This window comes from Halomicrobium sp. HM KBTZ05 (assembly GCF_041530035.1).
In the GTDB taxonomy this organism is placed as follows: domain Archaea; phylum Halobacteriota; class Halobacteria; order Halobacteriales; family Haloarculaceae; genus Halomicrobium.
The window spans coordinates 1659475-1681039 of the sequence record NZ_CP168057.1 but is presented as its reverse complement, the minus strand read 5'-3'; the positions used below and the strand labels follow the sequence as shown (position 1 = coordinate 1681039).

Annotated in this window: 28 protein-coding genes and 1 pseudogene; 11 read left to right on the top strand and 18 right to left on the bottom strand. The window is 56.6% G+C overall.

All coding sequences use genetic code 11. The annotated features are described in order from the left end of the window. Positions 1–74: 74 nt before the first annotated feature. The 5 genes from ACAH01_RS08805 to ACAH01_RS08785 form a co-directional block, all read right to left on the bottom strand. Positions 75–929 (bottom strand): hypothetical protein, encoded by an 855-nt coding sequence (locus ACAH01_RS08805; RefSeq protein ID WP_372478931.1) that lies wholly within the window; start codon positions 927–929, stop codon positions 75–77. 66 nt (positions 930–995) lie between these two features. After that, positions 996–2555, bottom strand: coding sequence for an ATP-binding protein (locus ACAH01_RS08800; RefSeq protein WP_372478930.1), 1560 nt, complete (start codon positions 2553–2555; stop codon positions 996–998). Continuing rightward, entirely contained in the window at positions 2555–3706 is a 1152-nt protein-coding gene (locus tag ACAH01_RS08795; RefSeq protein ID WP_372478929.1) for a tRNA-guanine transglycosylase, read from the bottom strand. The genes ACAH01_RS08800 and ACAH01_RS08795 overlap by 1 nt, the downstream gene beginning before the upstream one ends. Before the next feature lie 97 nt (positions 3707–3803). Beyond that, positions 3804–4259 carry a DUF6884 domain-containing protein gene (locus ACAH01_RS08790; protein ID WP_372478928.1) on the bottom strand — a complete coding sequence of 152 codons (456 nt, stop codon included), beginning with the start codon at positions 4257–4259 and terminating at the stop codon, positions 3804–3806. 454 nt (positions 4260–4713) lie between these two features. Beyond that, complete coding sequence (locus ACAH01_RS08785) at positions 4714–5049, bottom strand: winged-helix domain-containing protein (protein ID WP_372478927.1); 336 nt, start codon at positions 5047–5049, stop codon at positions 4714–4716. 172 nt (positions 5050–5221) lie between these two features. Here ACAH01_RS08785 and ACAH01_RS08780 point away from each other — a divergent pair, with 172 nt between their 5' ends. Then, entirely contained in the window at positions 5222–5419 is a 198-nt protein-coding gene (locus ACAH01_RS08780) for a hypothetical protein (RefSeq protein WP_170094377.1), read from the top strand. Between the two features lie 214 nt (positions 5420–5633). On the opposite strand, the gene ACAH01_RS08775 is transcribed toward ACAH01_RS08780, so the two are convergent. The 6 genes and pseudogenes from ACAH01_RS08775 to ACAH01_RS08750 all read right to left on the bottom strand — a co-directional run bounded on the left by ACAH01_RS08775 (position 5634) and on the right by ACAH01_RS08750 (position 9741). Next, the gene (locus ACAH01_RS08775; protein WP_372478926.1) at positions 5634–6656 is read right to left on the bottom strand and encodes a hypothetical protein; all 1023 of its coding nucleotides are present in this window, start codon (positions 6654–6656) and stop codon (positions 5634–5636) included. 140 nt (positions 6657–6796) lie between these two features. Next, positions 6797–7047, bottom strand: a pseudogene (locus ACAH01_RS08770) (hypothetical protein). 289 nt (positions 7048–7336) lie between these two features. Next, positions 7337–7987, bottom strand: coding sequence for a hypothetical protein (locus ACAH01_RS08765; RefSeq protein ID WP_372478925.1), 651 nt, complete (start codon positions 7985–7987; stop codon positions 7337–7339). A 152-nt stretch (positions 7988–8139) separates the two neighbouring features. Further along, positions 8140–8493 carry a hypothetical protein gene (locus tag ACAH01_RS08760; protein ID WP_170094364.1) on the bottom strand — a complete coding sequence of 118 codons (354 nt, stop codon included), beginning with the start codon at positions 8491–8493 and terminating at the stop codon, positions 8140–8142. Positions 8494–8566: 73 nt separating this feature from the next. Beyond that, positions 8567–8770, bottom strand: a complete 204-nt coding sequence (locus tag ACAH01_RS08755) for a hypothetical protein (protein ID WP_372478924.1) — start codon at positions 8768–8770, stop codon at positions 8567–8569. Between the two features lie 287 nt (positions 8771–9057). Next, positions 9058–9741: a VWA domain-containing protein gene (locus ACAH01_RS08750; protein ID WP_372478923.1), complete on the bottom strand. Its 684-nt coding sequence runs from the start codon at positions 9739–9741 to the stop codon at positions 9058–9060. Between the two features lie 187 nt (positions 9742–9928). On the opposite strand from ACAH01_RS08750, the gene ACAH01_RS08745 reads away from it, so the two are divergent. After that, on the top strand, positions 9929–10351 hold the full coding sequence (locus tag ACAH01_RS08745) for a hypothetical protein (RefSeq protein WP_372478922.1): 423 nt from the start codon (positions 9929–9931) through the stop codon (positions 10349–10351). 40 nt (positions 10352–10391) lie between these two features. Here ACAH01_RS08745 and ACAH01_RS08740 read toward each other — a convergent pair whose 3' ends face one another. Next, a complete protein-coding gene (locus tag ACAH01_RS08740) occupies positions 10392–10673 on the bottom strand; it encodes a winged-helix domain-containing protein (RefSeq protein WP_372478921.1) in 282 nt (93 codons plus the stop codon). Positions 10674–10905: 232 nt separating this feature from the next. On the opposite strand from ACAH01_RS08740, the gene ACAH01_RS08735 reads away from it, so the two are divergent. The 3 genes from ACAH01_RS08735 to ACAH01_RS08725 all read left to right on the top strand — a co-directional run bounded on the left by ACAH01_RS08735 (position 10906) and on the right by ACAH01_RS08725 (position 11835). Next, positions 10906–11100 (top strand): hypothetical protein, encoded by a 195-nt coding sequence (locus ACAH01_RS08735; protein ID WP_372478920.1) that lies wholly within the window; start codon positions 10906–10908, stop codon positions 11098–11100. A 247-nt stretch (positions 11101–11347) separates the two neighbouring features. Further along, entirely contained in the window at positions 11348–11692 is a 345-nt protein-coding gene (locus ACAH01_RS08730) for a PadR family transcriptional regulator (protein WP_372478919.1), read from the top strand. Next, positions 11689–11835 (top strand): hypothetical protein, encoded by a 147-nt coding sequence (locus ACAH01_RS08725; RefSeq protein ID WP_208628092.1) that lies wholly within the window; start codon positions 11689–11691, stop codon positions 11833–11835. Before ACAH01_RS08730 ends, ACAH01_RS08725 begins: the two co-directional genes overlap by 4 nt. A gap of 4 nt (positions 11836–11839) precedes the next feature. Here the strand turns inward: ACAH01_RS08725 and ACAH01_RS08720 are convergent, their stop codons facing one another. After that, positions 11840–12049, bottom strand: a complete 210-nt coding sequence (locus ACAH01_RS08720; protein WP_372478918.1) for a hypothetical protein — start codon at positions 12047–12049, stop codon at positions 11840–11842. Between the two features lie 84 nt (positions 12050–12133). On the opposite strand from ACAH01_RS08720, the gene ACAH01_RS08715 reads away from it, so the two are divergent. The 5 genes from ACAH01_RS08715 (at position 12134) to ACAH01_RS08695 (ending at position 16463) form a co-directional block, all read left to right on the top strand. After that, the gene (locus ACAH01_RS08715; protein WP_372478916.1) at positions 12134–12709 is read left to right on the top strand and encodes a J domain-containing protein; all 576 of its coding nucleotides are present in this window, start codon (positions 12134–12136) and stop codon (positions 12707–12709) included. A 226-nt stretch (positions 12710–12935) separates the two neighbouring features. After that, positions 12936–13979, top strand: a complete 1044-nt coding sequence (locus ACAH01_RS08710; RefSeq protein ID WP_170094382.1) for a site-specific integrase — start codon at positions 12936–12938, stop codon at positions 13977–13979. A gap of 335 nt (positions 13980–14314) precedes the next feature. Further along, the gene (locus tag ACAH01_RS08705; protein WP_372478915.1) at positions 14315–15007 is read left to right on the top strand and encodes a hypothetical protein; all 693 of its coding nucleotides are present in this window, start codon (positions 14315–14317) and stop codon (positions 15005–15007) included. 215 nt (positions 15008–15222) lie between these two features. After that, complete coding sequence (locus ACAH01_RS08700; protein WP_372478914.1) at positions 15223–16221, top strand: hypothetical protein; 999 nt, start codon at positions 15223–15225, stop codon at positions 16219–16221. 107 nt (positions 16222–16328) lie between these two features. Continuing rightward, positions 16329–16463, top strand: a complete 135-nt coding sequence (locus ACAH01_RS08695) for a hypothetical protein (RefSeq protein ID WP_372478913.1) — start codon at positions 16329–16331, stop codon at positions 16461–16463. Positions 16464–16531: 68 nt separating this feature from the next. Here ACAH01_RS08695 and ACAH01_RS08690 read toward each other — a convergent pair whose 3' ends face one another. From ACAH01_RS08690 to ACAH01_RS08670, 5 genes are all read right to left on the bottom strand, one after another. Continuing rightward, positions 16532–17854, bottom strand: coding sequence for a metallophosphoesterase (locus ACAH01_RS08690; protein ID WP_170094385.1), 1323 nt, complete (start codon positions 17852–17854; stop codon positions 16532–16534). 122 nt (positions 17855–17976) lie between these two features. Beyond that, entirely contained in the window at positions 17977–18228 is a 252-nt protein-coding gene (locus ACAH01_RS08685) for a HalOD1 output domain-containing protein (protein ID WP_372478912.1), read from the bottom strand. 114 nt (positions 18229–18342) lie between these two features. After that, positions 18343–18819, bottom strand: coding sequence for a redoxin domain-containing protein (locus tag ACAH01_RS08680; RefSeq protein WP_170094387.1), 477 nt, complete (start codon positions 18817–18819; stop codon positions 18343–18345). Positions 18820–19164: 345 nt separating this feature from the next. Beyond that, positions 19165–19614 carry a hypothetical protein gene (locus ACAH01_RS08675; RefSeq protein WP_170094388.1) on the bottom strand — a complete coding sequence of 150 codons (450 nt, stop codon included), beginning with the start codon at positions 19612–19614 and terminating at the stop codon, positions 19165–19167. Between the two features lie 52 nt (positions 19615–19666). Further along, positions 19667–19912, bottom strand: coding sequence for a CopG family transcriptional regulator (locus ACAH01_RS08670; RefSeq protein WP_018258868.1), 246 nt, complete (start codon positions 19910–19912; stop codon positions 19667–19669). 316 nt (positions 19913–20228) lie between these two features. On the opposite strand from ACAH01_RS08670, the gene dinB reads away from it, so the two are divergent. After that, positions 20229–21563 carry a DNA polymerase IV gene (gene dinB, locus ACAH01_RS08665; RefSeq protein WP_372478911.1) on the top strand — a complete coding sequence of 445 codons (1335 nt, stop codon included), beginning with the start codon at positions 20229–20231 and terminating at the stop codon, positions 21561–21563. The last annotated feature ends 2 nt before the right edge of the window (positions 21564–21565 follow it).

The window sequence follows — 21565 nt, the reverse complement described above, 5'->3', positions numbered from 1 at the left end:
GTAATAAAACTATACAAACAAGTTGTCTACTGACACCAGCCTTTCTGTTGTCTTGTCCCACTCCAAATCTCTGATTAACCTCCTGAGCTGTCGTTGACTAGAACATCATCAAGGTAGCCGGCCGGATTGTCCCTAAATTCTTCATATGGGCGGCCAGCAGTAAGGGCCTCATTTAATGTCTGATCGTCATCTGGTGGTATGATATAATCGAACACGGGTTCGCTTCCATGGTACCCTGCAGGATTCCCATGCTCAATACGTATTTTGAGCCGGTAGTGGTTTTCCAGCGAACTTGTATTTCCCTCGGCATTAGTTGAATCAGTTAGCTCTGTCATGGCACTTGTGAAGCCATATGTATGGGGATTCTGTGTCCGCCAGATGGTCAGACGAGACCAATACTGCGACAAAGAATCTGGCCATATACTGATATTGGTGTTCAGGAGGAATGGGATATGATACTCTTTGCTCTCTTTTGGACCAATTTTGCTACCATAGATTTGATTCCAAGTAGCACCTTCAACGTCCTCATCACTCTCTGGAGCTGTCAACCGTATCCAAGCTGATGCTGATGTCGGAATTTTTTCACGCAACCAGTGTCTGAGTAGTCCAAGTTTGCTGTCCATACCTTCAATTTTCACAGGCGCAATGGTGATTTTTCCTTTCATGGTTGTCGCGCTCCCGTCACCATAGTTGCTCAATTTGATTACGATGCCTGGGTTTGAAGCCCTATCTACACTTGATGGAACGCGATATCGGTTTGTATGGAGTATCGGACGCTGCTCAAGACGAGAAAGCGCAACCTGCTTTCGATATACAGTATAAATAAGTACGGAAACAAGGAGTGAAGCCACGCCTACGAACACCTCTGCAGTCTTCGGGTTCATTCCGGCAACTACCCGCAGGATCTGAGAGAACAATTCTGAAATCATATGTCCGACTGAGTGCCAACTGCAAAGAAACTAACTCTCCGAAAAGGTCTAGGTGGAGAATAACTTCTAGATCTCAGTTGACGGCATCGTTTCATCCAATTGCGACGCGACTGGGAGGATCCTCACGGACCCTCTACTATCTCCTTCATAGGCAATCTGATTCTGATCGAAATTAATATTGATAGCATAGCTCAGATATCCAATTCGCTCTTGTTCTCGAAGCTGATCACGATCACCCAACTCCCAACAGATAATGAGATCTACAGATTGAATTGGAATCATTGCATCGAAGAACTCATTCAGATTTTCTACAATCGCGGTATTGTACAAACTACCATGTGTATCACTGAGAATTGCCTCAATATCTTCGTTCGGTCGGAAATCTTCGACTTGATACTCCCCTTGTTTGCTGGCTCGTTCCAATCCGAAGAGAATCTCTGCATCGTTGGACGGCTGATACCGCTCGCGACTGGTGACCTTTGAACGGCGCTCTTCCAGTGATGCCAATTGTGCTTGAGCTTTTCTGTCAAGTTCTCCCTTATGGCGGGTCTGAAGGTAGGTTTGGACCCACTGGGTCTGGCTCACTTTCGAGATATAATGGTCAACCTCCTTTTCAATAGCCTGATAAAGATTACTCTGCTTGTTCCGTATCTTCCCGCGGTTAGCAGATAGTTGTATGTCCTGACAATTCACGACGAACATAAAATGAGTGAATTCACAATCTGCCGAGATGGCCTCGTTTAGACGCTCAACCTTGATATGATCTTTAGCAAGCCAGACACCAAACTGTGCAGAGTGACGGCCATATGTGGGAAGTTGGTTCCGTGCCTCTTTGCCACCGACCATCCCCACAATCTCGAGTTCGGTAACACCATCCTCATACGGCACCTCAATACGACGTGGGGGGAACACTTTACACATAGACTCCGCCGGGAAGTCACCATCGCCTGGATCAAGTTGCTCATCGGGGAATTCGAACTCATTGTCTAGTGTCAGATTTGGCTGTGTGTCATCGATTTCTGAGTCTAGGTCGACAGTAATATCCATGTTCCTAAACGATGCATCCGGAAAGTAATGTGCCGTTGAACCAGCAATTGTCTTCCACCTCAGATAATGCTCAACCCGTTTATACGTCAATCGCTCCGGTTCGAATCCCTGTCCAGATCTGAACCCACTGATCGTTATTGTTGTTCCGCGCCGATTCTCCGGTGCATCAGTCTCGGTCACCTCATATTCGGGTAATTCCCCATTGTTGAGCTTCTCCCACGGGCGTTCCATCACTGCGTCCAACGTCTTACTGTCTTTGCTTGTGTTGACTCGGATGCGGTCACTCTTATAGAATATCTTCGTTCCGTGCCCTTTGTAGCCGATTGAATCTGTCTTTCGTGAGTTTCCAAGATCGAAGAATGATTCCAAATCAAGATAGTCCATCCCGTGACCGTTGTCATCGATGATGATATCCGAGCCAGTTGGAGTTGACCTGATGTTGATTGTTACATTTGTCGCTCCGGCGTCGTAGGCGTTTGAGAGGGATTCGCGAACAAGCTCAAGAGGATCCTCAAAGTCCCGAGAGATTTCTAGGAACTCGTTCACTTCATTTACCTTCGGTGTCTGCTTGTCTGTCATCAGAAATATCCTCCGAGATGTTCTTCGACCACCTGATGGGCCTGCCGACGTAATCTCCGATTCCGACCGACGCTATCCTCAATGTACTGAACGAGTCCGTCAGTTCCAGGCTGTTCTATTGCATCTCGAATGTTCACGAGTTCACGCTGCTGGACGTACTGATTGTGGACTGCAAGAGGACCAATTCGATCTTTGTCGTACTCAACGTCGCCACGAATCCGAGACCTGAACTCCGGCGACGAGCAGATTGGGCAGGGACATTCCGTAAGATCAACGTCCTGCACTGGCTTCTTCTGAGCGAGCGACTTGTAGTACTTCCCGTTCACCGCACCGTGGATGTATGACGATGAATCAAACGTATCGGCACCAACTGCCACCAAGAGAGGGATCGCGCTACTCGAGATGCCCAGAACATGTAGGGGAAGGGACTCTAGGCCGTATTCTGCCATAACTTCGCGGCAGTCTCGGACAGCTCGAATCAGATCTCCTTTGTTGTCCTTTTTAGGAACCAAACTTCCGAGTGCAATGCCGTCGAACGCATTTTCGATATCGATGGTCCCGAATGTCTCTGTCAGCACCGACATGAAGGTTTCCAGCTGGGAGTAGTAGAATCCGTGCACGCTGAGGTATTTTGCCCCGTCGAAATCCGAATCTTCCGCAAGCTCAAGGAACTCCACAGCGTTCTCCGCAGTATCACGTGCCTTCTCACGCCGTTCCGCGTCTGAATCTGACTCAAGGATAGGATAGTCCAAGTTGATTAGGATATCACCACCCAACTGCTTCTGCATTTTGAATACACGTTCTTGATCAAGCTCGATCTCAAAGTCGCTGCCATCCAGCCCTCCTTTGGTCAGATTCTTATAGCCACCTGAGTCAGTAAATAGGATACCATCGAAGCCGTGGAACTCTGGCCGCTGATGAATCGTTTCATCTAGATAGTCCTCCAACCGCTTTTTCGAGATCCCGTAATCGGTGAGCGACCCGACAGACATCATTGCGCCGGGGAATGCATCGGAACACGAGAGACCACACATTCGTTCTGCACCGTTTATTAGCTCCTTGATTGAACGATGGGCGCTACCACCATAGACGCTGTTGGAAGTTCCGCCACCATAGAAGTTGATAACAGGAAATAAGTTCGGAGTTTCCATACTACGACCAGCTACTGTGAGTGTGCCAGCACGCGCATTTGAAGCCTCGTGCGTGATCTCGAAAGTCGTTTCAGAGAGTGAACTGTTCCGTGACATTTCAGATCCCAAACTCCGTCGTCTCATCTCCTCTGATGATACTTTTCAATGTGTGACCACGATCGCCAAGACCACCAGATAGTCGAGTGACATTTGCTTCAACATTGTCTTCGAACCCTTCAATAGCGCGTTCGTACTTCTGGCCCAGATTGACGATCACGTAATTGTAATCACCAGTACGTACTCGTTGAGTTAATTCACTGCAGATTTCTGCCTGTAGCTCCTCGGCACGAGCATCGGTCATCTCTCTGTCGTAGGAGCTGATCATTTCATCTTTTGTGAGCAACCCGTACTCGGCTGATAGGATGCAGATGTCGAGACCATCACGAAACTTACCCTCTCTTATCGCCTTCTTTATAATTCGGTAGTAGTATCCATCGTAGAGATTCAAGGCAGGAACCGGCTCAGACACCTCATTCTTGCGTTTGGAGCAACCCTGAAGTAGCAGACCGTTCATGGTCTTCACTTCGGCCGACGAAACTTAAGACCACCGGGAACACTCAACGAATATGTTTGATACTCGACCGCGATACTGTCGATAAATCTCTTTGCGTGTTCAAACGGTATGAAGAGGTTCCAGACTACCGGCGAGAACTATCTACGCCTATTGGATCTCGGATGATGGCCATCTCCCTGATCGAAGTCCCAGTGTGGGAGATGCATTGATTTAGTTCTCGGGATCAGGCCCTTCTCGAAGATCGGCCCTGTCCTATAGAAAACCCGGTCAGGCTTGAGCTTCGGATCTGCTACACCGTCGCGGTCACGTGCTCATATTCCCCCTGCGACGGCGTCTTTCGCAACGTCAACCCGGTCAGCGCCGACTCCCGCAGCACTTCCAGCGGCACACCTTCCACGTCCCGCAGCACGGCGTCGAGCGTCCACCGGTCGTACTGACTCGCGGCCGGCGCGGGTCAGGCGTTCGGCTCGGGCTCGTCTCGAAGATCAGCTTCACCCTGTAGATACTGCTCACCCTTCTCGGTGATCGCGTAATATCTTCCCTCTCCGGGGAGGACTCGCACGAGTCCGGCGCTTTCCAGCTTAGGGAGACGCCGTGTTATAGTCTTATACGAGATCTCGATATTCCGGTCCTCGAAATTGTTGGCAATACCCTGGTAGTTCAAGCCGGCACCAGTGTCCTCCAAAAATTCGAGGATGACATCATCACTTCCAGTCATCCAGCTTGCTCGGTGCCGAGACATGGATTCAAACCCGAAGAGCCAGCTAAAACCGTCTTCGGTGTCGTTCATAGAGTCCTCGAAGTAAGACACAGTGTCTAATCTTTACCCCAAGAACTAATTAGTATGGGAAATCATTTGGACACTGAGGTCGGCGCGATGCCTCTCGGGGCTACGACTTTCCTGAAAACGGGGGTCGATGCCCGTGTCACCAGCACAGGCATCGCGTTGGCCGCACCAACGCATGCAAACCGACGCACTCCAGGGACTTAGTAGGTCCCAACGGACCGACGCACAGTCTTCGACCGCCGGCCAGTGCCCCGTCTGCGGGACCCGGCTCGACGGGATCGCCTGCGACGGGCCGACCGGCTACACGGCCGACCCCTGCGGCCACTCGCTCGGCCAGCTGACCGTCAGCGCACTCGCGCGTGATTCTCCATGACTACGAACCCGACGCAGCGACAGTCGCACCGCCCGCGCATTCAGCCACCGATTCGATCACGGCCATAACGACGCACAAGTGTCGACAACACCTTGTGTGCGCCATCGACTGCGAGACCGCATTCAATCATCCAATCAGAGATTCTACCAACGCTCTTCCAGGAGATTGTCTGTCTCCGATCTGGCGAATAAAAATCCCGCCTCAGCCCACTCGTCTATTCAGAGTCAAGCTGTGGCTTGTGCTCTCCGCTCGACCCCTCTAATCGGCTTGTGTGCTGAAGACCTTCCCGTTCGACATACACATCTACGTCTTCAGCCAGTTCTTCGAGTTCGGTCATGAGTTCAGTCTCATGGGTCCGAAGGTTCTCTTGCATTTCAGGAGTGAGCTGTTCTTCAAGCAGATCCGTATATGCGACACGGTATTCAAACGGCGCATCGCGGATGAGGACAGATTGCGCACCCTCGATGACATCGCGATGTTCCTGGACACTGCGATCAGTCCAGCCTTTCAGTTGCCAGATGAACCCGTCTTCGACCGGGAGTTCCTCACGATCTGATTCGACGACTTGGTTGTGCCACCGCTTGACCTGGTTCACGACCTCTCTTCGGAATGTCCAATCCAGTTCTTCTAAACCACCAGTATCGACAGCTACGAACACGTCACCGGAGAAAACGACACTCATGTTCGCGAAGATGTCTGTCCGGGTCTCTTTTTCTCCTTCTCTCGTGCGTTCACTGACTTCGCCGGTCAGAAGCACACGGATGACATCCTGCTGGATAATGGGGAACGTATCTGTACTTTTTCGGGTGTATCCGTAGATCCCGCCCCCAATACCTGCAAGTCCGAGTACCGTCCAGATGACGCCCGCTCCACTGATTCCCAGCAGAAGCATCACAATACCAACTACGAGACCTGTTGCGCCATGAGGCCCATATGGACGGTACTCTAGCTCACCGTCACCAACCTCTAACCACTCCGAATCGGCCCTGAGCCTCCCTTTGACGGTGCCGGTCTTTGCGCCGACATCTTCACTCTCAATCGAGAGGTCCGACCCCTGAGTGCCCTGAGTCTGGTACTTAAACCCGCGTGGGTCCTGAATTTCTTCCACAGCCCGCTTGAGTTTCCGATAGAAGGACCGCGGGTTAATCCCACTATAATCACCCTCAACGAATTTGGTAGCCTTGCGGAGATCCTGTCGAGTAAAATCCCCTATGTCACCTTCTTCTTGCTCCGTCATTTACGTATCAGACTGTTTGAGAGGGGTAAAAAATGTTAGGTTGAAATTATCATATACTGACTGATGTCACCAGTATTGTCCAGCTGCATCCAGTCGTCATAAATCCTATCTAATGGTTCACCGTCCAATCTAACTGGACTTTATACCGTCGCGTCCACGTGCTCGTATTCCCCCTGCGATGGCGTCTTTCGCAACGTCAACCCGGCCAGCGCCAGCTCCCGTAGCACCTCGGGCGGCACGCCCTCCACGTCCCGAAGCACGGCGTCGAGCGTCCACCGGTCGTACAGACTCGCAGCGGGCGTAACCGTGTTGACGGCGACGGTTGGAACTGTACTCGGATCGCTTCGGCCGCACGCTCCACTCGCTTTCGATCCTTCACAGTGCAACTCATGCGCTGATCACCCGCACAAGCGAGACACCAACGTGTGGGGCCAGTCTTCCAGCAACGTTTGCTGGCTGTATCCACACCATACAAAGCCGTGCATCCAGTCAAGAGAACCGTTCAGGTAGACGAATTCGTTACCGGAAGAAACCTGCAATTGTTTCCAAAATGGCGGTCCAGAACACCGAACCCAGACCTCCAGCAATGAACACAGGAAGAGACTCTGTTGTCAGCGGGACACCCCCAACGAACAACAGCAGGAGCGTAATTGGTCCGAGTAAGAATGCTCCTTGAATCGTCATCGAACCACCTCCTCTACTGCACCAACAATAGCAGAGGAGAGAATCCCAACAACGCCGAGTATTGCCGTAAGTATACTCAGGAGGAGAACCCACGCGATAGGTGTTTGTGACACAGGCAGGGCACTCGCAGTTTGAAATGCGACGTAGGAGACGATCATGAGGGCAAGGGCACCGAGTGTAATGTCGCCGAAGAAGCTGTGGCCTTGATAGAAGCAATCTCCAATCCGAGTATCGAGAAGATAGTGTTCGTATGGTGTTTCGAGATACTTTTGATCTGGTAGCTTTCCATCTTCGTCCCGTATCTCATTCAGGACTTGCTCCTCTTCGCTTGTGAGCAGCTGGGCATCCGGTGGAACCATCCAGTTTGTCCCCCCGTGATTCAGATGGTACATCTTGCTCGGATTATCAGCGTAGGGATTGAACGGGCGCTGACGGACGCGATCATCCAGTTCAAGTTCCTCCAATCTGGTCTCGATCGTCGGTCTGGAAGTGTCGTATGGGAGGCGTTCCTCAAGTGTCGAAAGAGTCACCCACGGTGGCTCTCCGTCCCTCATCGTCTCCAAAATGATCTCACGCTGCGTTTCTTCGCTTGGAAGATCCTCTTTGGACCGATTACCGTCGTGTTCTGAGTCTTCTGATTGGCTCATACGTAACGTCTCGGTCAGTAAGATAATATAAAGTGAGAACCGTTCAGAGATTTGCAGCTGTCGAAAATCGATTTGGAAACTTCAAAACGGGGCTGAAGGCCATCAAAATCTCCGACAACATTCGCCAACGCTTCTCTTCACCTTGGAAAGGTCTACAGAATATCTAAGTCATCATCTGTCTCAATGTCGTCCGCCCACTCCTGAGCAGCACGCTGAAGCAACATCTTCCGTTCGGTTGTGTTCAGAATTCGAGATTCAAGCGTCTCAATCGCGTCTTTTACTTCCTGTTCTTCTTGCGCCACGTAGTAGCCGTTTCCACCACCGATGATCGGAATTCGCTCACGGAGCATCACGTCACGGACGCACTCTCGTGTTTGCGGAAAAGAGCCGACGGTATCCAGTTCGACTTGTTCGTTGATCTCTCGTGAAGAGATCTCGTTTCCTTTCCCCTTGTGTTCCAACAGTAGTGCTTTGACCCGCTCGTATTCTTCTTCAGTATACCCCATACGAACAAACATACATCTGTCGGTTATAAATATCTAGCAAAAATCAGACAGACAATTCAGAAGTGCGCTTGATCTACCGCGTCTGGTAGTAGTGTGAACCGAGTTCGTGGCGGAGCAACTGGGCCAGATATTCGTTGTCGTCAGCTTCGGCCGCGGCGATCGCTTCACAGAGTGCTTCGTCAACCTCGGCCGCTGACTCGGAATCATATTCCCGGCTATCCGGGACTTCCGTTTCGACAGGTTCGTCAACACGATGGGCCTGGCCTCGTAGTGACATAGCTGTAGTTCCTATCCGAAACCACTAGAAATTTTTGATTGTTGTCAGACATTCATTGTGCGGCCGCCTAGGCGACTGAAATGGCAATTTTGACTTGGTGGAACTCGTCAGGCGTCTGGCTCCGACTCGTCCCGCAGATCGGCCTCACCCTGTAGATACTGCTCACCTTTCTCGGTGATCGCGTAATATTTCCCTTTGCCCGGGATCGGTTCGATCAATCCTGAATCTTAGGAATTCTCCGGTTCAGAGTGTGTCGGAGACACCTACATCGCGGTATCGTTTATCGGTCACGGAGAGTTATCCATAGATCCAGACGTATCGATGTTCAACATATACTGTAGACGGACTATCCTAATCTGTTTAAATTTACGCTCCAATTGCTTAAGAGATAGTTTGTCTTCTTTTTTCTTTATTTCTCGGTAAGATTGTCTCCCCTCAACGACAGCTATCGTAGCTTTCAAGAATAACGCGAAGGCTTCCGAGATATCGTCATCAGTATGAGTATATATTCCTCTTCCATTGCTACAGATATCCCTCAGATCTTGCTGTGAGGCGTTTCCGATTCCTGCAATCGCAAAATAGCACCCGTTACTTGGTTTGAAACCCAGCTCATCGATCGTCTCCTGAACCTCACTGAGTGAGTGTGAACTTTTATTCTCTTTTCCGTCTGTGAAGGTCAGGAGCAAAGCCGGAATTGGGGCCTTGCCTGACAGCTGTGCGTGACGAAGTGCCTTCATAGACTCAATGATGGAGTCATTGAGTGCTGTCTTGCCCCCACTCGAAAGTGCCGAAATTTCGGATTTTACTTTACTTGGGTCCTTCCGGGCAGCGCCGACGGAATACGAAGAATCGAATTCAGAGACGGCACCGAAATGTGCGTCTTCTCGGTGAAGCTTTTCAACGAATTCTTTGGAATTGTCTTTTACAATGCTCAGCTTGCTTGGTCCCGAGGACCCGAAGAGCAACCCCATGTATCATTTGAAAATCACCTTCTAATTAATTGTTCCGGGAGGTTTCTGGGATGTATTCTAGCATTAATAGGATGCTAGAACACAATCGTACAACAAATTTATTAATCATATTCTAATTATATTTCCATGCTGTTTGGTGAGCGGAATGGCGTAGAATAGGGTAGAAAAAGGCTACAAACATGGTACAATGGGATTCGACGCTATCTTAGAGACGATCGGTGAGGAGGTTATTGGCAACCTCTGCGGGCTCCCACCAGGGACCCTGACAGCAGCAAAAGCAGCTGGGCTGCTTGCTGCCAGCAGCTCCACATCATCCACAAATAACACGACATCAAAGACCGTGAAAAATAACTCTAGGGGCCTCAGCCAGAAAGAGAAAAAAGTCGCCAAAATCGCAGTAGCACGTCTTACGCAACAGATTGAACGAGATCATCGAGGAATCCCACGGAAAGTTGCGGTGCGATCAGCGATGAACGTCCTCGTTGCCAACGAACGGCTGTATAAATCGTCTGTGGCGAAGAGAAACTTTCTGGTCGCTCTCAAAGGAGGTCGGCGTGAACGAAGGGCCATGATGATGAAAACGCTGAAAGACGCACGTCGGTATCTCTGAGAACCTTCGAATTCACACTTCTTCTGAAATGGCCTAACCGTTAATTTGGGCCTTCTTGCAATCGCTGACTGACTTCGGCAACCTCATCGTCACCAAGATCTTCGTCGAGATACCGTTGACCAAGCTCGGTGATTGAATAGTAGGTGTCGTCCTCCTTTTCCAGGACACCCGCGTAGGTAAGAACCTTGAGCCGTCGATACAGTGTAGCTTCAGCTACGTCAGTATCGTACCGCGTTCGAAGATTATAGCGGATACTCGTGGCTCGAAGTGCAAGCCCAGATTCGTTCAAGATCTCCAAAATAGGGCGATCTGCGTCCCTCATTCCGTGAACTGGGCGCATATGGCCCGAATGACACAAAGGAGCGGTTTAATGTCTGTGTTGACCCATCCAGAAGACAGTTTTAGCAACCACATGAATGAGTGTTATAACTACCAAAGAAATAAGTACTGCTACTACACACGTGATAGTTGTAGCTATCATGGCGTCGAAGGCGTCAGAAACCGACGACGCCCGCGGTCAGGTCGCGGACGCCGTGAAAGCTGCACTGCAACGCATGCAAACCGACACACTCCAGGGACTTAGTAGGTCCCAAGCGACCGACGCACAGTCTCCGACCGGCCAGTGCCCCGTCTGCGGGACCCCGCTCGACGGCATCGCCTGCGACGGGCCGGCGGGATACGCCGCCGAGCCCTGCGGCCACGCGCTCGGCCAGCTGACCATCAGCGCACTCACGCGTGATTCTGCATGACGACGACCACCACCCGCCGAGAGTCGCACCGCCCGCCGACCACCGCCTTCAGTCACGACCGGACCGCCCGACAGGACCGCATTCGTTCAGATTCGGTCACGATTCGGTCACTGTCTGAAGCGCCGACGAGGGCCGACAGGAGGCCCGCAGCGGCGGACCGGGATCGACACACCGCCGTTCGGTCACGCGCCCGCCGCAGCCTTTCAAGCCCAGTCGTTCAGGCTTCGGGTATGCACGGAGGCCGACGATGACGACGTGGTTCGACCGCACGGGGTTCCAGCGCGATCTACTGCACGCCGTCGCCGCCCTGGAAGCCGCCGACGAGCTGCCCTACGGCCTCGCGCTCAAGGAGTGGCTGGGCGAGCGCTACAGCGACCCCGTGAACCACAGCCGACTGTACCAGAACCTCGACCGGCTCGAAGCGGCGGGCCTGATCGAGACCGAGGCCGTCGACGACCGGACGAACGCCTATCGGCTGACCGACGCGGGCTGCGACGCGTTCGAGGCTCACGTCGAGAGCGTGGCGACAATCTGCGGGCGCGAGGCCGACGCTGCGCCGCAGGCCCGCGCCGACGGAGGCGATGGCCGATGAGCGACCAGGACGAGAGCGAGCAGCTCGACGACGAACTCCGGCAGGCTGTGGAGGAGCAGGCCGAGTCGGCCGTTCGCGCAGTGGAAGAACACATCCGACGCGTTACTGCTGACGTCGATTCCGAGGAGGAACCCTCAGAATGACGATTCAGTCGTCGTCGCGCATCCCGTCGATGTCGGCTCTACCCCCGGGCTGCAAGACGACCGGCCCGTCTTCGAAGCTGCTGACCATGACCTGCTCGCCGAGTTCGATCCCCGATCGCTCGACCGCAGCCTGTGGGATCGTCACCACGATGGATGCGCCGTCTTCGCGTACTTTCCGCGTCTCGTGTATCTCGGTCTGTGAGTCGTCTGACATCGGTTCGTCTGTGTGCCGTTCTGGTATTTCAAAGATAGCCACGCGACCGCCCGAAGCGATCGCCGAGCGCCGGGAGGTGCTGCGATGACCTTCGAGTGGCCGCCCGCGCTCCAGCGCACTCCCACCACGGACCGCGAGCGGAACAACGCTTTCCGCGTGAGCCTGGCGAAGGCTTTCGACGAGCTGGAGACCGAACTGGAGCGGGTCGGCGTCGACGACCACCGCTACGGCTTCGCCGCGCCCCAGCGCAAGCGCGACCAGCGCCCGTACGCGGACTCGAACCCGGACGATCCCGGCTTCGTCCTCCGGTGGACTATGGACGGCGACCAGTTCGCGATCGCCTGCGACCGCTACCAGCAGTTCCGGAGCAACGTCCGAGCAGTCGGGCTCTACCTCCGGGAGAAGCGCAAGATGGAGCAGCGCCCGGTCGTCACCGGCGAGAGCGAGTTCGCCAACGCCCGCCTCCCCAGCGGCGACGAGACAGTGGTGGCTCAGCGACCGGCCCACGACGTGCTCGGCGTCGACCGCGACGCTGACCCCGAGGCGGTCGAGCAGGCCTACCGCGAACGGGTCAAGGAGGCCCACCCCGACCACGGCGGCAGTGAGGAGGACCTCCAGCGGGTCCGCCAGGCGAAGGAGGTGCTGCTCGATGGCGAGTGAACGTCACGGGACCGTCAGCCCCGACGGCGACGGATAGCACAGCGCACCGACGCGATGCGGTGGACTCACTGGTGGTAAATCCGGGTTCGATTCCCGGAGGGTCCGTCGACAGCGGGCGCGCCTCTGCTTGGTACCCAGACCGCGCCTGCTGTCACAAATAGAGACCCATGTTGATACACACAGACCGCCGTTTTGGTTGTTTTGGCACAGCCGGAGGTGTCGGAGGATGAGCGACGGACCCGACGACCTGCCGGTCGACCGCGCCGTCGACCGATTCCTCCGCAAGCGACAGACGGATTCGACGGATCGGACGCTCCGGTCCTACGAGAGTCGACTCCAGCCGTTCATCGAGTGGTGTGAGGCCAACGAGATCGAGACGCTGAACGACCTGACGGCCTGGCAGATCGACGAGTACGACCTCGTGCTCCGGGAGCAAGATCACGCGCCGACGACGATCAAGGGACACCTCTCGACGCTCCGGGTGTTCCTGAAGTACGCGGCCAACGTCGGCATCGTCGACCACGAACTCCCGGAAGCGATCGACGTTCCGACGCTCGACCGCAACGAGGAGCAAAGCGAGGAGCTCCTGTCGGCCGAGGATGCGACCAGTGCGCTGGCGTTCTTTCGAGACTCCAAGCGCTACTTCGGCGTCTCGATGCACGCCTTCCTCGAAGTCGCCTGGCACACTGGCGCGCGGATGGGCGGCCTTCGCGCCCTCGACCTGGAGGACTACGACGAGGACGACCAGTCGCTGTACTTCCGGCATCGGCCGTCGTCGGACACGCCGCTGAAAAACAAGGCCGAGGGCGAGCGCCTCGTCGGCATCGCCGACCCGGTCTGCGAGGCGCTGGACACCTACATCGTCCGCGAACGCGCCGACAAGCGCGACGAGTACGGCCGCGAGCCGCTGTTCTGTGGCCGCCAGGGTCGCCCGTCGTTCACGACGTTGCGCTCCTGGTCCTACAGAGCGACCCAGCCGTGTCTCTGGACCGAGTGTCCGCACGGCCGCCGCCGATCCTCCTGTGAGTGGACCGAACGACGTCACGCTTCGAAGTGTCCCTCGTCGCGATCCCCCCACCGGGTCAGGACCGGCTCGATCACCTGGCAGCTCAACCGTGGCCTCAGCATCGAGATCGTCGCCGAGCGCGTCAACGCGACGCCGTCGGTGATTCGCCAGTACTACGACCAGGCGACGGCGGAGGAAGAGTTCGAAAAACGACGCCGCGCAGCCGAAACTGCGCTCGACATCGACAGACACTCAGACCAATGAAACTCAGCAATATCAGCAACCTAGAAACCGCAGGATGGGGACCGGAAAACGCCACCCAGTGTGAGCCCTCCGACCCCATTCCGTCGTTCAAGTTTTCTAAAGGTAGCAGCCATATAGCTGCGGCTTTCGCAAGCTTCAGAACGGACGAAAACCACAGTCAGATCTCTGTCGAGTCGGGAGATCGTCGATGACTGGAGAGCCTCGGCTCACCCCCGACGAGCCCCGATCCTCGTGACGAGTTCGTTCGAGCGTCGCGTCTCCTGAAGACGACCGACGACGAAGGCCGACACGCGCAGGTCAGATATCCCCAGCTGGGGGTGGATCCCGCCGCCGACGTGACCGGTCGCCCCCGCTGTCGCCTGGTCTACATCAAGTCGCTGGAGTTCACGGAGCAGGGCTATCCCCACCTGCACGTCCTGTTTTTCGACGTACCCACCCGCGACTCAGACGGCCTCCCGTGGCTCTGCGACAAACAGGAGATCTCGGCGAAGTGGTCCGACTACGGACAGGGCCGGATCGTCGACACCCACCCGCTCGTCTATCGTGACGACCTGGACGCCAACTTCGACACCGACGAAGGCTTCGTCGACTGGTACCGCTTCGGCGATCACGACCACACCGACGAGTGGGTTCGCGAGCGAACGCGAGCGCACGAGCTGATCGAGTTCGACGACGAACAGTCGACAGAGTCGACAGCTGGCGCGTACCTCGGGAAGTACCTGAGCGCGACGTTCGGCTCGCTGCTCGACGCCACCGAATCGTTCGAGGAACCGGACGACGACGAGCATGAGGCGTTCGCCGACAAGGCGGCGACGTGGAAGCTCGCACTCTACTGGGTGACGAACCGGCGCTTCTGGTCCTGCTCGAAGCCGATCACCGAGGGCATCGACCCGAACGACCACACGCAAGACCCCGACGTTCGGCAGATGTCCGGTGGTGTTCGCTGGACTCTGTGCAGGCTGCCAGCGAGCGAGAGATTCGGGACGCTCTCGCTCGGCGGCAGTGGGACGACCTCGACGCTGCCGTAGAGCGAGCGATTTCTGATGTCGAACAGCCGCAGGTACGTTCAACGCTGCCCGAGGAAGTGAGGTTTCAGTGTATCGTCGACTATATTGGTGCGTACGCACACTGGAATTTGCCTGCTACTTGTCTAGGACCACGTTAGCTAATTATTTGGGCCTGGGTTTGCGTATGTGTCTGCTTGAGCGAAGGTACTAAATGTAGACCATTCGATCAAGAACTCATGTCTGAGGATTCCCCAGCAAGAGCTGATAGAGTTCCAGGTTTTGTTTACTTAGATATGGATCGTGTGCGGTCGATATCCTCTCGGCTGGATGAAGGATATGTGAAACAACAAGTTGAAGAAAGAGAAGAGTCAGAAGAAGTTGCTGGATCTATTTACGGCAATATAAAAGCTCAGATATTTGGGAGCTTCGGTCCAAGTGCTGAGACTGGTGCAGAAGTTAGTGCTGGCTTCGCATCAGGGCAGAGATTTCAACAAAATAAGGCCCTTCATCATTACTACTATGATATTTTAGAGGACTGGTTAGAAGGATTTGAGGGCGATTGGTTCCATGACGTTGATGATATGGCAAACGAAACTGGGGGCAAATCAGCGGTTCCCTCACGTTTCAAAAATGAGGTTGATGAAGGGGATATCATCCGCGTTTCTGGTAATGTGAATCTCTTAGACTTCCGATCTGGCGTAGAACTCATGGAGGGATTCTTTGATGCGATAGATCTTCTAGAAGAGGTTCAAACGACTGCAATCAGGGAAGCTCTTCGAGGAAATGAGTTAGAAAATATTGATATAGATGAATTCGGGTTTGCATTTGATGAGTTTGAATCTATTGAACCCCTCTTTGAGATGTTCACGGAAGTAATGCCTGATGAGTACACTGAAATGGTGGCAGCGGAGTGTCAGCCATTCACCGATATTGATTCGTTTCTTTTTTGGGCGTTAATTGATAGAGATAAATTAGAGCGATCTCCTGTAGAGCTGTTGTCTAAGTACCAATCAAATGATGTTCCTAATTGCACTATGATAGCGAGAGTTGATACTATTACTCAAGAGTCTGTATCAGGAGCCACTGATACTGATGAAATTCGGCCAGACGGCAACGACGATGATGATGTCGAGTTTGGAAAAATATTGCATCTGGCTGATGACTTGGCTACAAATTTTGGGTTTAAAGTAGAGTACCCTGAGATTGCAGTATCTCCAATAGCTATCTATAGGTAGTAGAACTAGATCCGCTATTTTATCATTTGAACTCCTCTAAGTGGCTAATACACTTTCACTCCGGCTATATCGGTAGCTAAGTATCTCCCTCTAGTTTTCTCGACTGCATGGCAGCCCAACAGACGCCATCCTTCGACGATCTCGAACCGGTCGACACGAACACGCAGGACGACGAGTACGATAGCGAGTGGATCGAACTCGACCAGGGCGAGGACGTGGTCGGCATTCGCCACACGGAGTAGACGGCTGTCTTCGAGCCGGAGGACGCCGAATCTCGTCGAGGTGACTGCTGACGCCGACGAGGCGCGGGTCACTCGCTGGTCGGCTCCGCGTCGTCGGCTCCGACGACTGTCTCGTCGGGCAGATTCACGTCGGGCGTCCGACCGAGCGTCAGCAGTCGTTCGGTGAGAGTCAGTTCGTCGGGACTCGGCGTCGGCTTCTCGATCTGTTCGTACTCGACGGCGACGCCGTCCTCGGTGGGGGCGATTCTGACCGCACAGAGCTGATAGGAGGGGTAGAACACCGGCGGGAGCAGGCCGATGACGCCGTCCCGGCGGTGGAGGCGTTTGAGCCACGTGCCGGTGTTGACGACGAGGCCGCCGTCGACGCTCTGGACGGAGGGGCGGTGGGTGTGGCCGTAACAGAAGATGGTCGTCGCCGGCTGCTCGTCGAAGACGGTCCGGGCGGCCGCGGCATAGGGTGCCTCTGCGTCGACGGTCAGGCCCGTTTCGAAGACGCCAAAGCGGTCGATGGTCTTTCTGATGTCGCGCCGGAGCAGGGACAGTGGAATCGCGACGAGCAACAGGACACCGGCGACGGCGGTGTTGATCGCGAGCAAGAACCACACTGCGGTCCCGATGGTTCCGAACTGGCCGAGGAACGTGGTCGTGGCGTCGACGGGGAGCGACCAGATGTTCAGGAGGTCCAGGCCGGCCAGGACGGCCAGGACGGCGCTGACGTTGAACAGCAACAGGAACGGAATCAGTGCGTACCGCAGTACCGGATTCATCTCGCGGTAGAAGTACTTCGAGAGCATCCAGACCGGCACGCGCTCCGTGGGCGTGACCGCCTGGACGTCCTTGAGCCAGTTGTACTTCCCACGGTTCGAGAGCTGGCCGGCCCGACTCGTCACGAGCGTGTTGTAGTAGTAGCCAAGCGGCGTCACGTGTGGGTCGCCCCAGTTGTCGATGTGGTTGTTCGGATCCTGCTGGTGGCCGTGCTCGAAGTGGATCGCGTGGTCGCCGACCGGACGAGTGATCGACTGGGACTGGACGAGATCGACGTTGTACTCGGCGAAGCGCTCGACGTAGGCGTCGTAGGCGGCGAGTTCGTGGTCGTGGTTGCCGGGGACGAGCGTGATGGGGATCTGGTCGCCGGTCGCGCGCAGTTGTGCGAACAGCTCCGGGTAGGTCGATTCGAGCACGTCGAACTTCGCCATCCCCTCGACGGTGGTGAACTCCCAGAGACCGAACGCGTCGCCGTTGATGACCAGCGCAGCGTTCTCGTCGCTCCGTTCCAGTCGTTGCAGGAAGGCGAGCAGTTCGTCGAGAAAGTCGACCTCCTCTAGTTGCTCGTCGCCGCCGATGTGGAGGTCGCTGATCACGTAGTAGACGCGGTCGTCGTCGCCGGACATTGCACTATGGTGTCGGGGCCACCACAAAAGGCGTTGCTCTCGATTGGTGAGACCGCCGGCCGTCCGGCTGCTGTCCGTCACCGTCGAGATCGGTCGTCTCGGGGCAGTGACAGCCGTCGATGTCAGTGCCGACCCGTACTGGTCACGTCGATGCCGACACCGGATTCTCGAACGGAGACGCTGACGCTGGTACCGAAGTACTCGAACTGGAGTTGGCTGCCCGCCTCGGCAGTGGTCACGAAGTCGTCGATCGCTTCCGGATCGAGCGCGTCGTAGAGTGGTGGGAGTTCGGTTCGGGGTACGTCCCGCGTGTGTGCGACAGTCTTGATGATCCGATCGCTCGGTGTCAGCGGCTCGCCGTCCGTCTGTAGCATTGTTCTCGTCGCAGGGCTACGCGGTAGCGTGTGAAAAGTGACGCTCATTCTGATAGTGTAGTCGTTATCTATTCTTGGTTGCCAGAACGGGACGGAGTACGCGCAGCCAGCCGATCAGGCGGCTGCTTCGACGGCGGCCAGCACGTCGTCGTAGTCGGGTTCGTTGGTGGGGTCGTCGGCGACCCAGCTGTAGGTGACTGTGCCGTCGTCGTCGAGCACGAACACCGCGCGGTTGGCGATGCCGTGGAGGCCGAGGTCCTCGATGTCCATCTCCAGGTCGTAGGCGCGGATCGCCTCGCCGCTCATGTCGCTGACGAGGTCGAACTCGATGCCGTGTTCCTCCCGGAACGCACCCTGTGAGAACGGCGAGTCGGCGCTGACACCCAGCAGTGTCGCGCCGGCCGCTTCGAAGTCCGCGAGGTGGTTCTGGAGCGCGACCATCTCGTTGGAACACGGCGGCGTGAACGCGCCGGGGAAGAAAGCCAGGACGATCGGACCGTCGCCGACGTGGTCCGAGAGGTCGAACGGTTCGTGATCGCTCGTTCCGACAGTCGCCGTGAACATCGGGGCGGAGTCTCCTTGGGATACCATCGCCCGAGGGTACACACGGTGCGGTTGTAAAACCGACCCCAAACGGACGGGCAGTGTTTAGTGAACTGATTTTGGGTAGCAATGCATCGAAAGCCCTCGACACGTTCGGCGGCGTCTCGCCCTTTCATCCACCAGGCTCGTGGACGGTGCTACCAGCTACGTCCTGGCGGATGAAAGGGCGAGCGCCGTTCCGGGAACCCGGACCCTGCAAGCACCGACTGGAGCGCAGCAGTGGTCCCGGGACTGGAACGACGCGAGGGCTTTCGGTGCAGTAACGGCCGCATTCGATTCACTAAATACGACCAACGGACGCCGCGTCGTCGCCGGTCGTAGCAGCTCTCGTGGTCACTGGTCGGTCGCGGTCTCCAGTAGCGTCTCGCGCTCCTCGAAGAAGGCGGGCGCGTCGGCGTCGGCCTCCAGTTCCAGCACTCGTGTGATCGCCTCGGTCGCGTCGCTCTCTGCCTGGAGGGACGCTGCGAGGTCGACGTAGGCTGCTGCGAGTGTGCCGATCTCGTCGAGGCGCTCCTGCTTGTCGGCGACCGTCGACTGCTTGGCCTCCAGTTCCGCGACGGTCGTCTCGTCGACGGCCTCGCCGGGGCCGGCCGGCTGGTCTGGACTGTCTGCCTGTTCCCGACCGGACGCGAGTCGATCGCGGACGGCGGCGGCCTCCGTGTCGATCTCGTCGAGGAGGTCGTCGATCTCCGCAGAGAGTCGCTCCGACTGGCCCGAGAGGAGGCGCGCCTGTGTGTGACAGTAGTCTACGACGGCCTCGACTGACTGCTCACGGTCGTCCATACTGGAAGTTCGCGATCGAGCGGGAAGGTCGTTCCGTCACGAGTCCGGCCGCTCAGAACGTGAAGTCGTCGCCGCTGCCCTCGTCGCGGGCTGCGGGGTCGGTCTGGTCGTTCATGTTCTGATCGAAGAGGTTCTCACCGGGTTCTTCGGTCTCTTCCTCGGCGGGTCCGTACGCGGACAGGCCCATCGTCAGCAGTTCCTCGTAGGCCTGTTCGCGGTTGAGGTACTCGCCGGACTCGACGAGCCGGTCGATCTCGGAGACGATCCGGTCGGGGAGGTCGACGCTTGTCTTGGCCATGTTCACCCCTCTGTGAGGTACCACCGTCAACGTTACGCTCCCCGTAAGGGCGCTGCCGACACGAACATTGAAGTGTGTGTAGTGTTAACATGGGTGTAGCGCCAGGGAGCAACCGGCGGGAACCACCGTCGAGGCAAACTGGTCGTGGCACTGCACCACAACGTCGAACGCGGCGACCGTGGCTCCGGTCCCACCACGAACGCACACCAGCGGAGTCCACGGTTGCCCCCTTCACTGGCAGGACCGACCCCCCTGCCTCGCACCGTTTCGCTTTTTTGCGCGAACGTTAAGGGCTCGGGCTCACGTAGCCTCCGCTATGGACGGGGCTCGGTTGCCGGGCACGTCGACAGACGACGGCGACCGCATCGTCGCCCACGTCGACATGGACTGCTTCTACGCGGCCTGTGAGCGCCGCCGCGAGCCGGCTCTGGAGGGCGAACCAGTCGTCGTCGGCATGGGCTTTGAGCCCGGAGAGACACACGGTGCCGTCGCGACGGCCAGCTACGAGGCCCGCGAGTACGGCGTCGACAGCGCGATGGCGATCTCGGCGGCCCTCGAACGGCTCCCGCGAAAGGTCGACGCCGTCGAAGACCCGGCCCTGGATGTCGCCGACGCCGGCTTCTACCGCCCGGTCGACATGGAGTACTACGAGTCGGTCAGCGACGCGGTCCGGACGATCCTCCACGACCGCGCGCCGGTCGTCAGAGAGGTGAGCATCGACGAAGCGTATCTCGACGTGACCGACGTGACAGAGTGGGACACCGTCGAGCAGTGGGCGGCGCGACTGAAAGACGAGATCCGATCGACCGTCGGCGTCCCGGCCAGTGTCGGCGTCGCCCCGACGATGAGCGCCGCCAAAGTCGCGAGCGACCGCGACAAGCCCGACGGGCTCGTCGTGGTCGAACCGGGAGATGTCCGGGAGTTCTTCGCAGACCTCCCGGTCGAGGACGTTCACGGCGTCGGCCCAGTCACGGCCGAGGAACTGGGCGAGCTCGGGATCGAGACGGCCGGGGAACTGGCGAGCGAAGAACCGGACGTGCTCGAAGCGCGCTTCGGTGAGCGCGGGCTGGAGATCTACCGCTACGCACGCGGCGAGGACGACCGCGAGGTCACGCCGCGCGGGCGGCCAAAGAGCCTCTCGCGGGAGTCTGCCTTCACCGAGGCGACGGACGACCACGAGCAACTGGCCGACCGCGTCCGCTCGCTCGCGGCGTCGGTCGCGGATCGGGCCACGAGCAAGGACGCGCTGTACCGGACGATCGGCATCAAGGTGGTGACGCCGCCGTTCGACGTCAACACCCGCGCCCGCTCGCTTCCGGGACCGGTCGACGAGCCCGATCTGGTCGAATCCGTCGCGCTGGACCTGCTGGACGAGTTCGAGGGCCAGCGGGTCAGGAAGGTCGGCGTCCGCGTCTCGAACCTCTCCTTTACCGCGGGTCGACAGGCGAGTCTCGAGGGCTTCGACGGAACTGACGACGATGGCGAGAGCGTCGAGCCGACGACGGAGGTCGACGACGGAGCCGCCGAACGGGCTTCGGACGGACAAGTGACGCTGACTGGTGCTCCCTGGGCCGGCGACGAAGCGGCCGACGACGACGCCACGGCACGCTCTCTGGAAGGCCAGACGACGATCGACGACTTTCGCGGGTGATA

Excerpts from the sequence above, each read along its gene's own strand:
- ACAH01_RS08805 (WP_372478931.1), bottom strand. The coding sequence starts at position 929 with ATGATTTCAGAATTGTTCTCTCAGATCCTGCGGGTAGTTGCCGGAATG.
- ACAH01_RS08800 (WP_372478930.1), bottom strand. The coding sequence starts at position 2,555 with ATGACAGACAAGCAGACACCGAAGGTAAATGAAGTGAACGAGTTCCTA.
- ACAH01_RS08795 (WP_372478929.1), bottom strand. The coding sequence starts at position 3,706 with ATGGAAACTCCGAACTTATTTCCTGTTATCAACTTCTATGGTGGCGGA.
- ACAH01_RS08790 (WP_372478928.1), bottom strand. The coding sequence starts at position 4,259 with ATGAACGGTCTGCTACTTCAGGGTTGCTCCAAACGCAAGAATGAGGTG.
- ACAH01_RS08785 (WP_372478927.1), bottom strand. The coding sequence starts at position 5,049 with ATGAACGACACCGAAGACGGTTTTAGCTGGCTCTTCGGGTTTGAATCC.
- ACAH01_RS08780 (WP_170094377.1), top strand. The coding sequence starts at position 5,222 with ATGCAAACCGACGCACTCCAGGGACTTAGTAGGTCCCAACGGACCGAC.
- ACAH01_RS08775 (WP_372478926.1), bottom strand. The coding sequence starts at position 6,656 with ATGACGGAGCAAGAAGAAGGTGACATAGGGGATTTTACTCGACAGGAT.
- ACAH01_RS08765 (WP_372478925.1), bottom strand. The coding sequence starts at position 7,987 with ATGAGCCAATCAGAAGACTCAGAACACGACGGTAATCGGTCCAAAGAG.
- ACAH01_RS08760 (WP_170094364.1), bottom strand. The coding sequence starts at position 8,493 with ATGGGGTATACTGAAGAAGAATACGAGCGGGTCAAAGCACTACTGTTG.
- ACAH01_RS08755 (WP_372478924.1), bottom strand. The coding sequence starts at position 8,770 with ATGTCACTACGAGGCCAGGCCCATCGTGTTGACGAACCTGTCGAAACG.
- ACAH01_RS08750 (WP_372478923.1), bottom strand. The coding sequence starts at position 9,741 with ATGGGGTTGCTCTTCGGGTCCTCGGGACCAAGCAAGCTGAGCATTGTA.
- ACAH01_RS08745 (WP_372478922.1), top strand. The coding sequence starts at position 9,929 with ATGGGATTCGACGCTATCTTAGAGACGATCGGTGAGGAGGTTATTGGC.
- ACAH01_RS08740 (WP_372478921.1), bottom strand. The coding sequence starts at position 10,673 with ATGAGGGACGCAGATCGCCCTATTTTGGAGATCTTGAACGAATCTGGG.
- ACAH01_RS08735 (WP_372478920.1), top strand. The coding sequence starts at position 10,906 with ATGCAAACCGACACACTCCAGGGACTTAGTAGGTCCCAAGCGACCGAC.
- ACAH01_RS08730 (WP_372478919.1), top strand. The coding sequence starts at position 11,348 with ATGACGACGTGGTTCGACCGCACGGGGTTCCAGCGCGATCTACTGCAC.
- ACAH01_RS08725 (WP_208628092.1), top strand. The coding sequence starts at position 11,689 with ATGAGCGACCAGGACGAGAGCGAGCAGCTCGACGACGAACTCCGGCAG.
- ACAH01_RS08720 (WP_372478918.1), bottom strand. The coding sequence starts at position 12,049 with ATGTCAGACGACTCACAGACCGAGATACACGAGACGCGGAAAGTACGC.
- ACAH01_RS08715 (WP_372478916.1), top strand. The coding sequence starts at position 12,134 with ATGACCTTCGAGTGGCCGCCCGCGCTCCAGCGCACTCCCACCACGGAC.
- ACAH01_RS08710 (WP_170094382.1), top strand. The coding sequence starts at position 12,936 with ATGAGCGACGGACCCGACGACCTGCCGGTCGACCGCGCCGTCGACCGA.
- ACAH01_RS08700 (WP_372478914.1), top strand. The coding sequence starts at position 15,223 with ATGTCTGAGGATTCCCCAGCAAGAGCTGATAGAGTTCCAGGTTTTGTT.
- ACAH01_RS08695 (WP_372478913.1), top strand. The coding sequence starts at position 16,329 with ATGGCAGCCCAACAGACGCCATCCTTCGACGATCTCGAACCGGTCGAC.
- ACAH01_RS08690 (WP_170094385.1), bottom strand. The coding sequence starts at position 17,854 with ATGTCCGGCGACGACGACCGCGTCTACTACGTGATCAGCGACCTCCAC.
- ACAH01_RS08685 (WP_372478912.1), bottom strand. The coding sequence starts at position 18,228 with ATGCTACAGACGGACGGCGAGCCGCTGACACCGAGCGATCGGATCATC.
- ACAH01_RS08680 (WP_170094387.1), bottom strand. The coding sequence starts at position 18,819 with ATGGTATCCCAAGGAGACTCCGCCCCGATGTTCACGGCGACTGTCGGA.
- ACAH01_RS08675 (WP_170094388.1), bottom strand. The coding sequence starts at position 19,614 with ATGGACGACCGTGAGCAGTCAGTCGAGGCCGTCGTAGACTACTGTCAC.
- ACAH01_RS08670 (WP_018258868.1), bottom strand. The coding sequence starts at position 19,912 with ATGGCCAAGACAAGCGTCGACCTCCCCGACCGGATCGTCTCCGAGATC.
- dinB (WP_372478911.1), top strand. The coding sequence starts at position 20,229 with ATGGACGGGGCTCGGTTGCCGGGCACGTCGACAGACGACGGCGACCGC.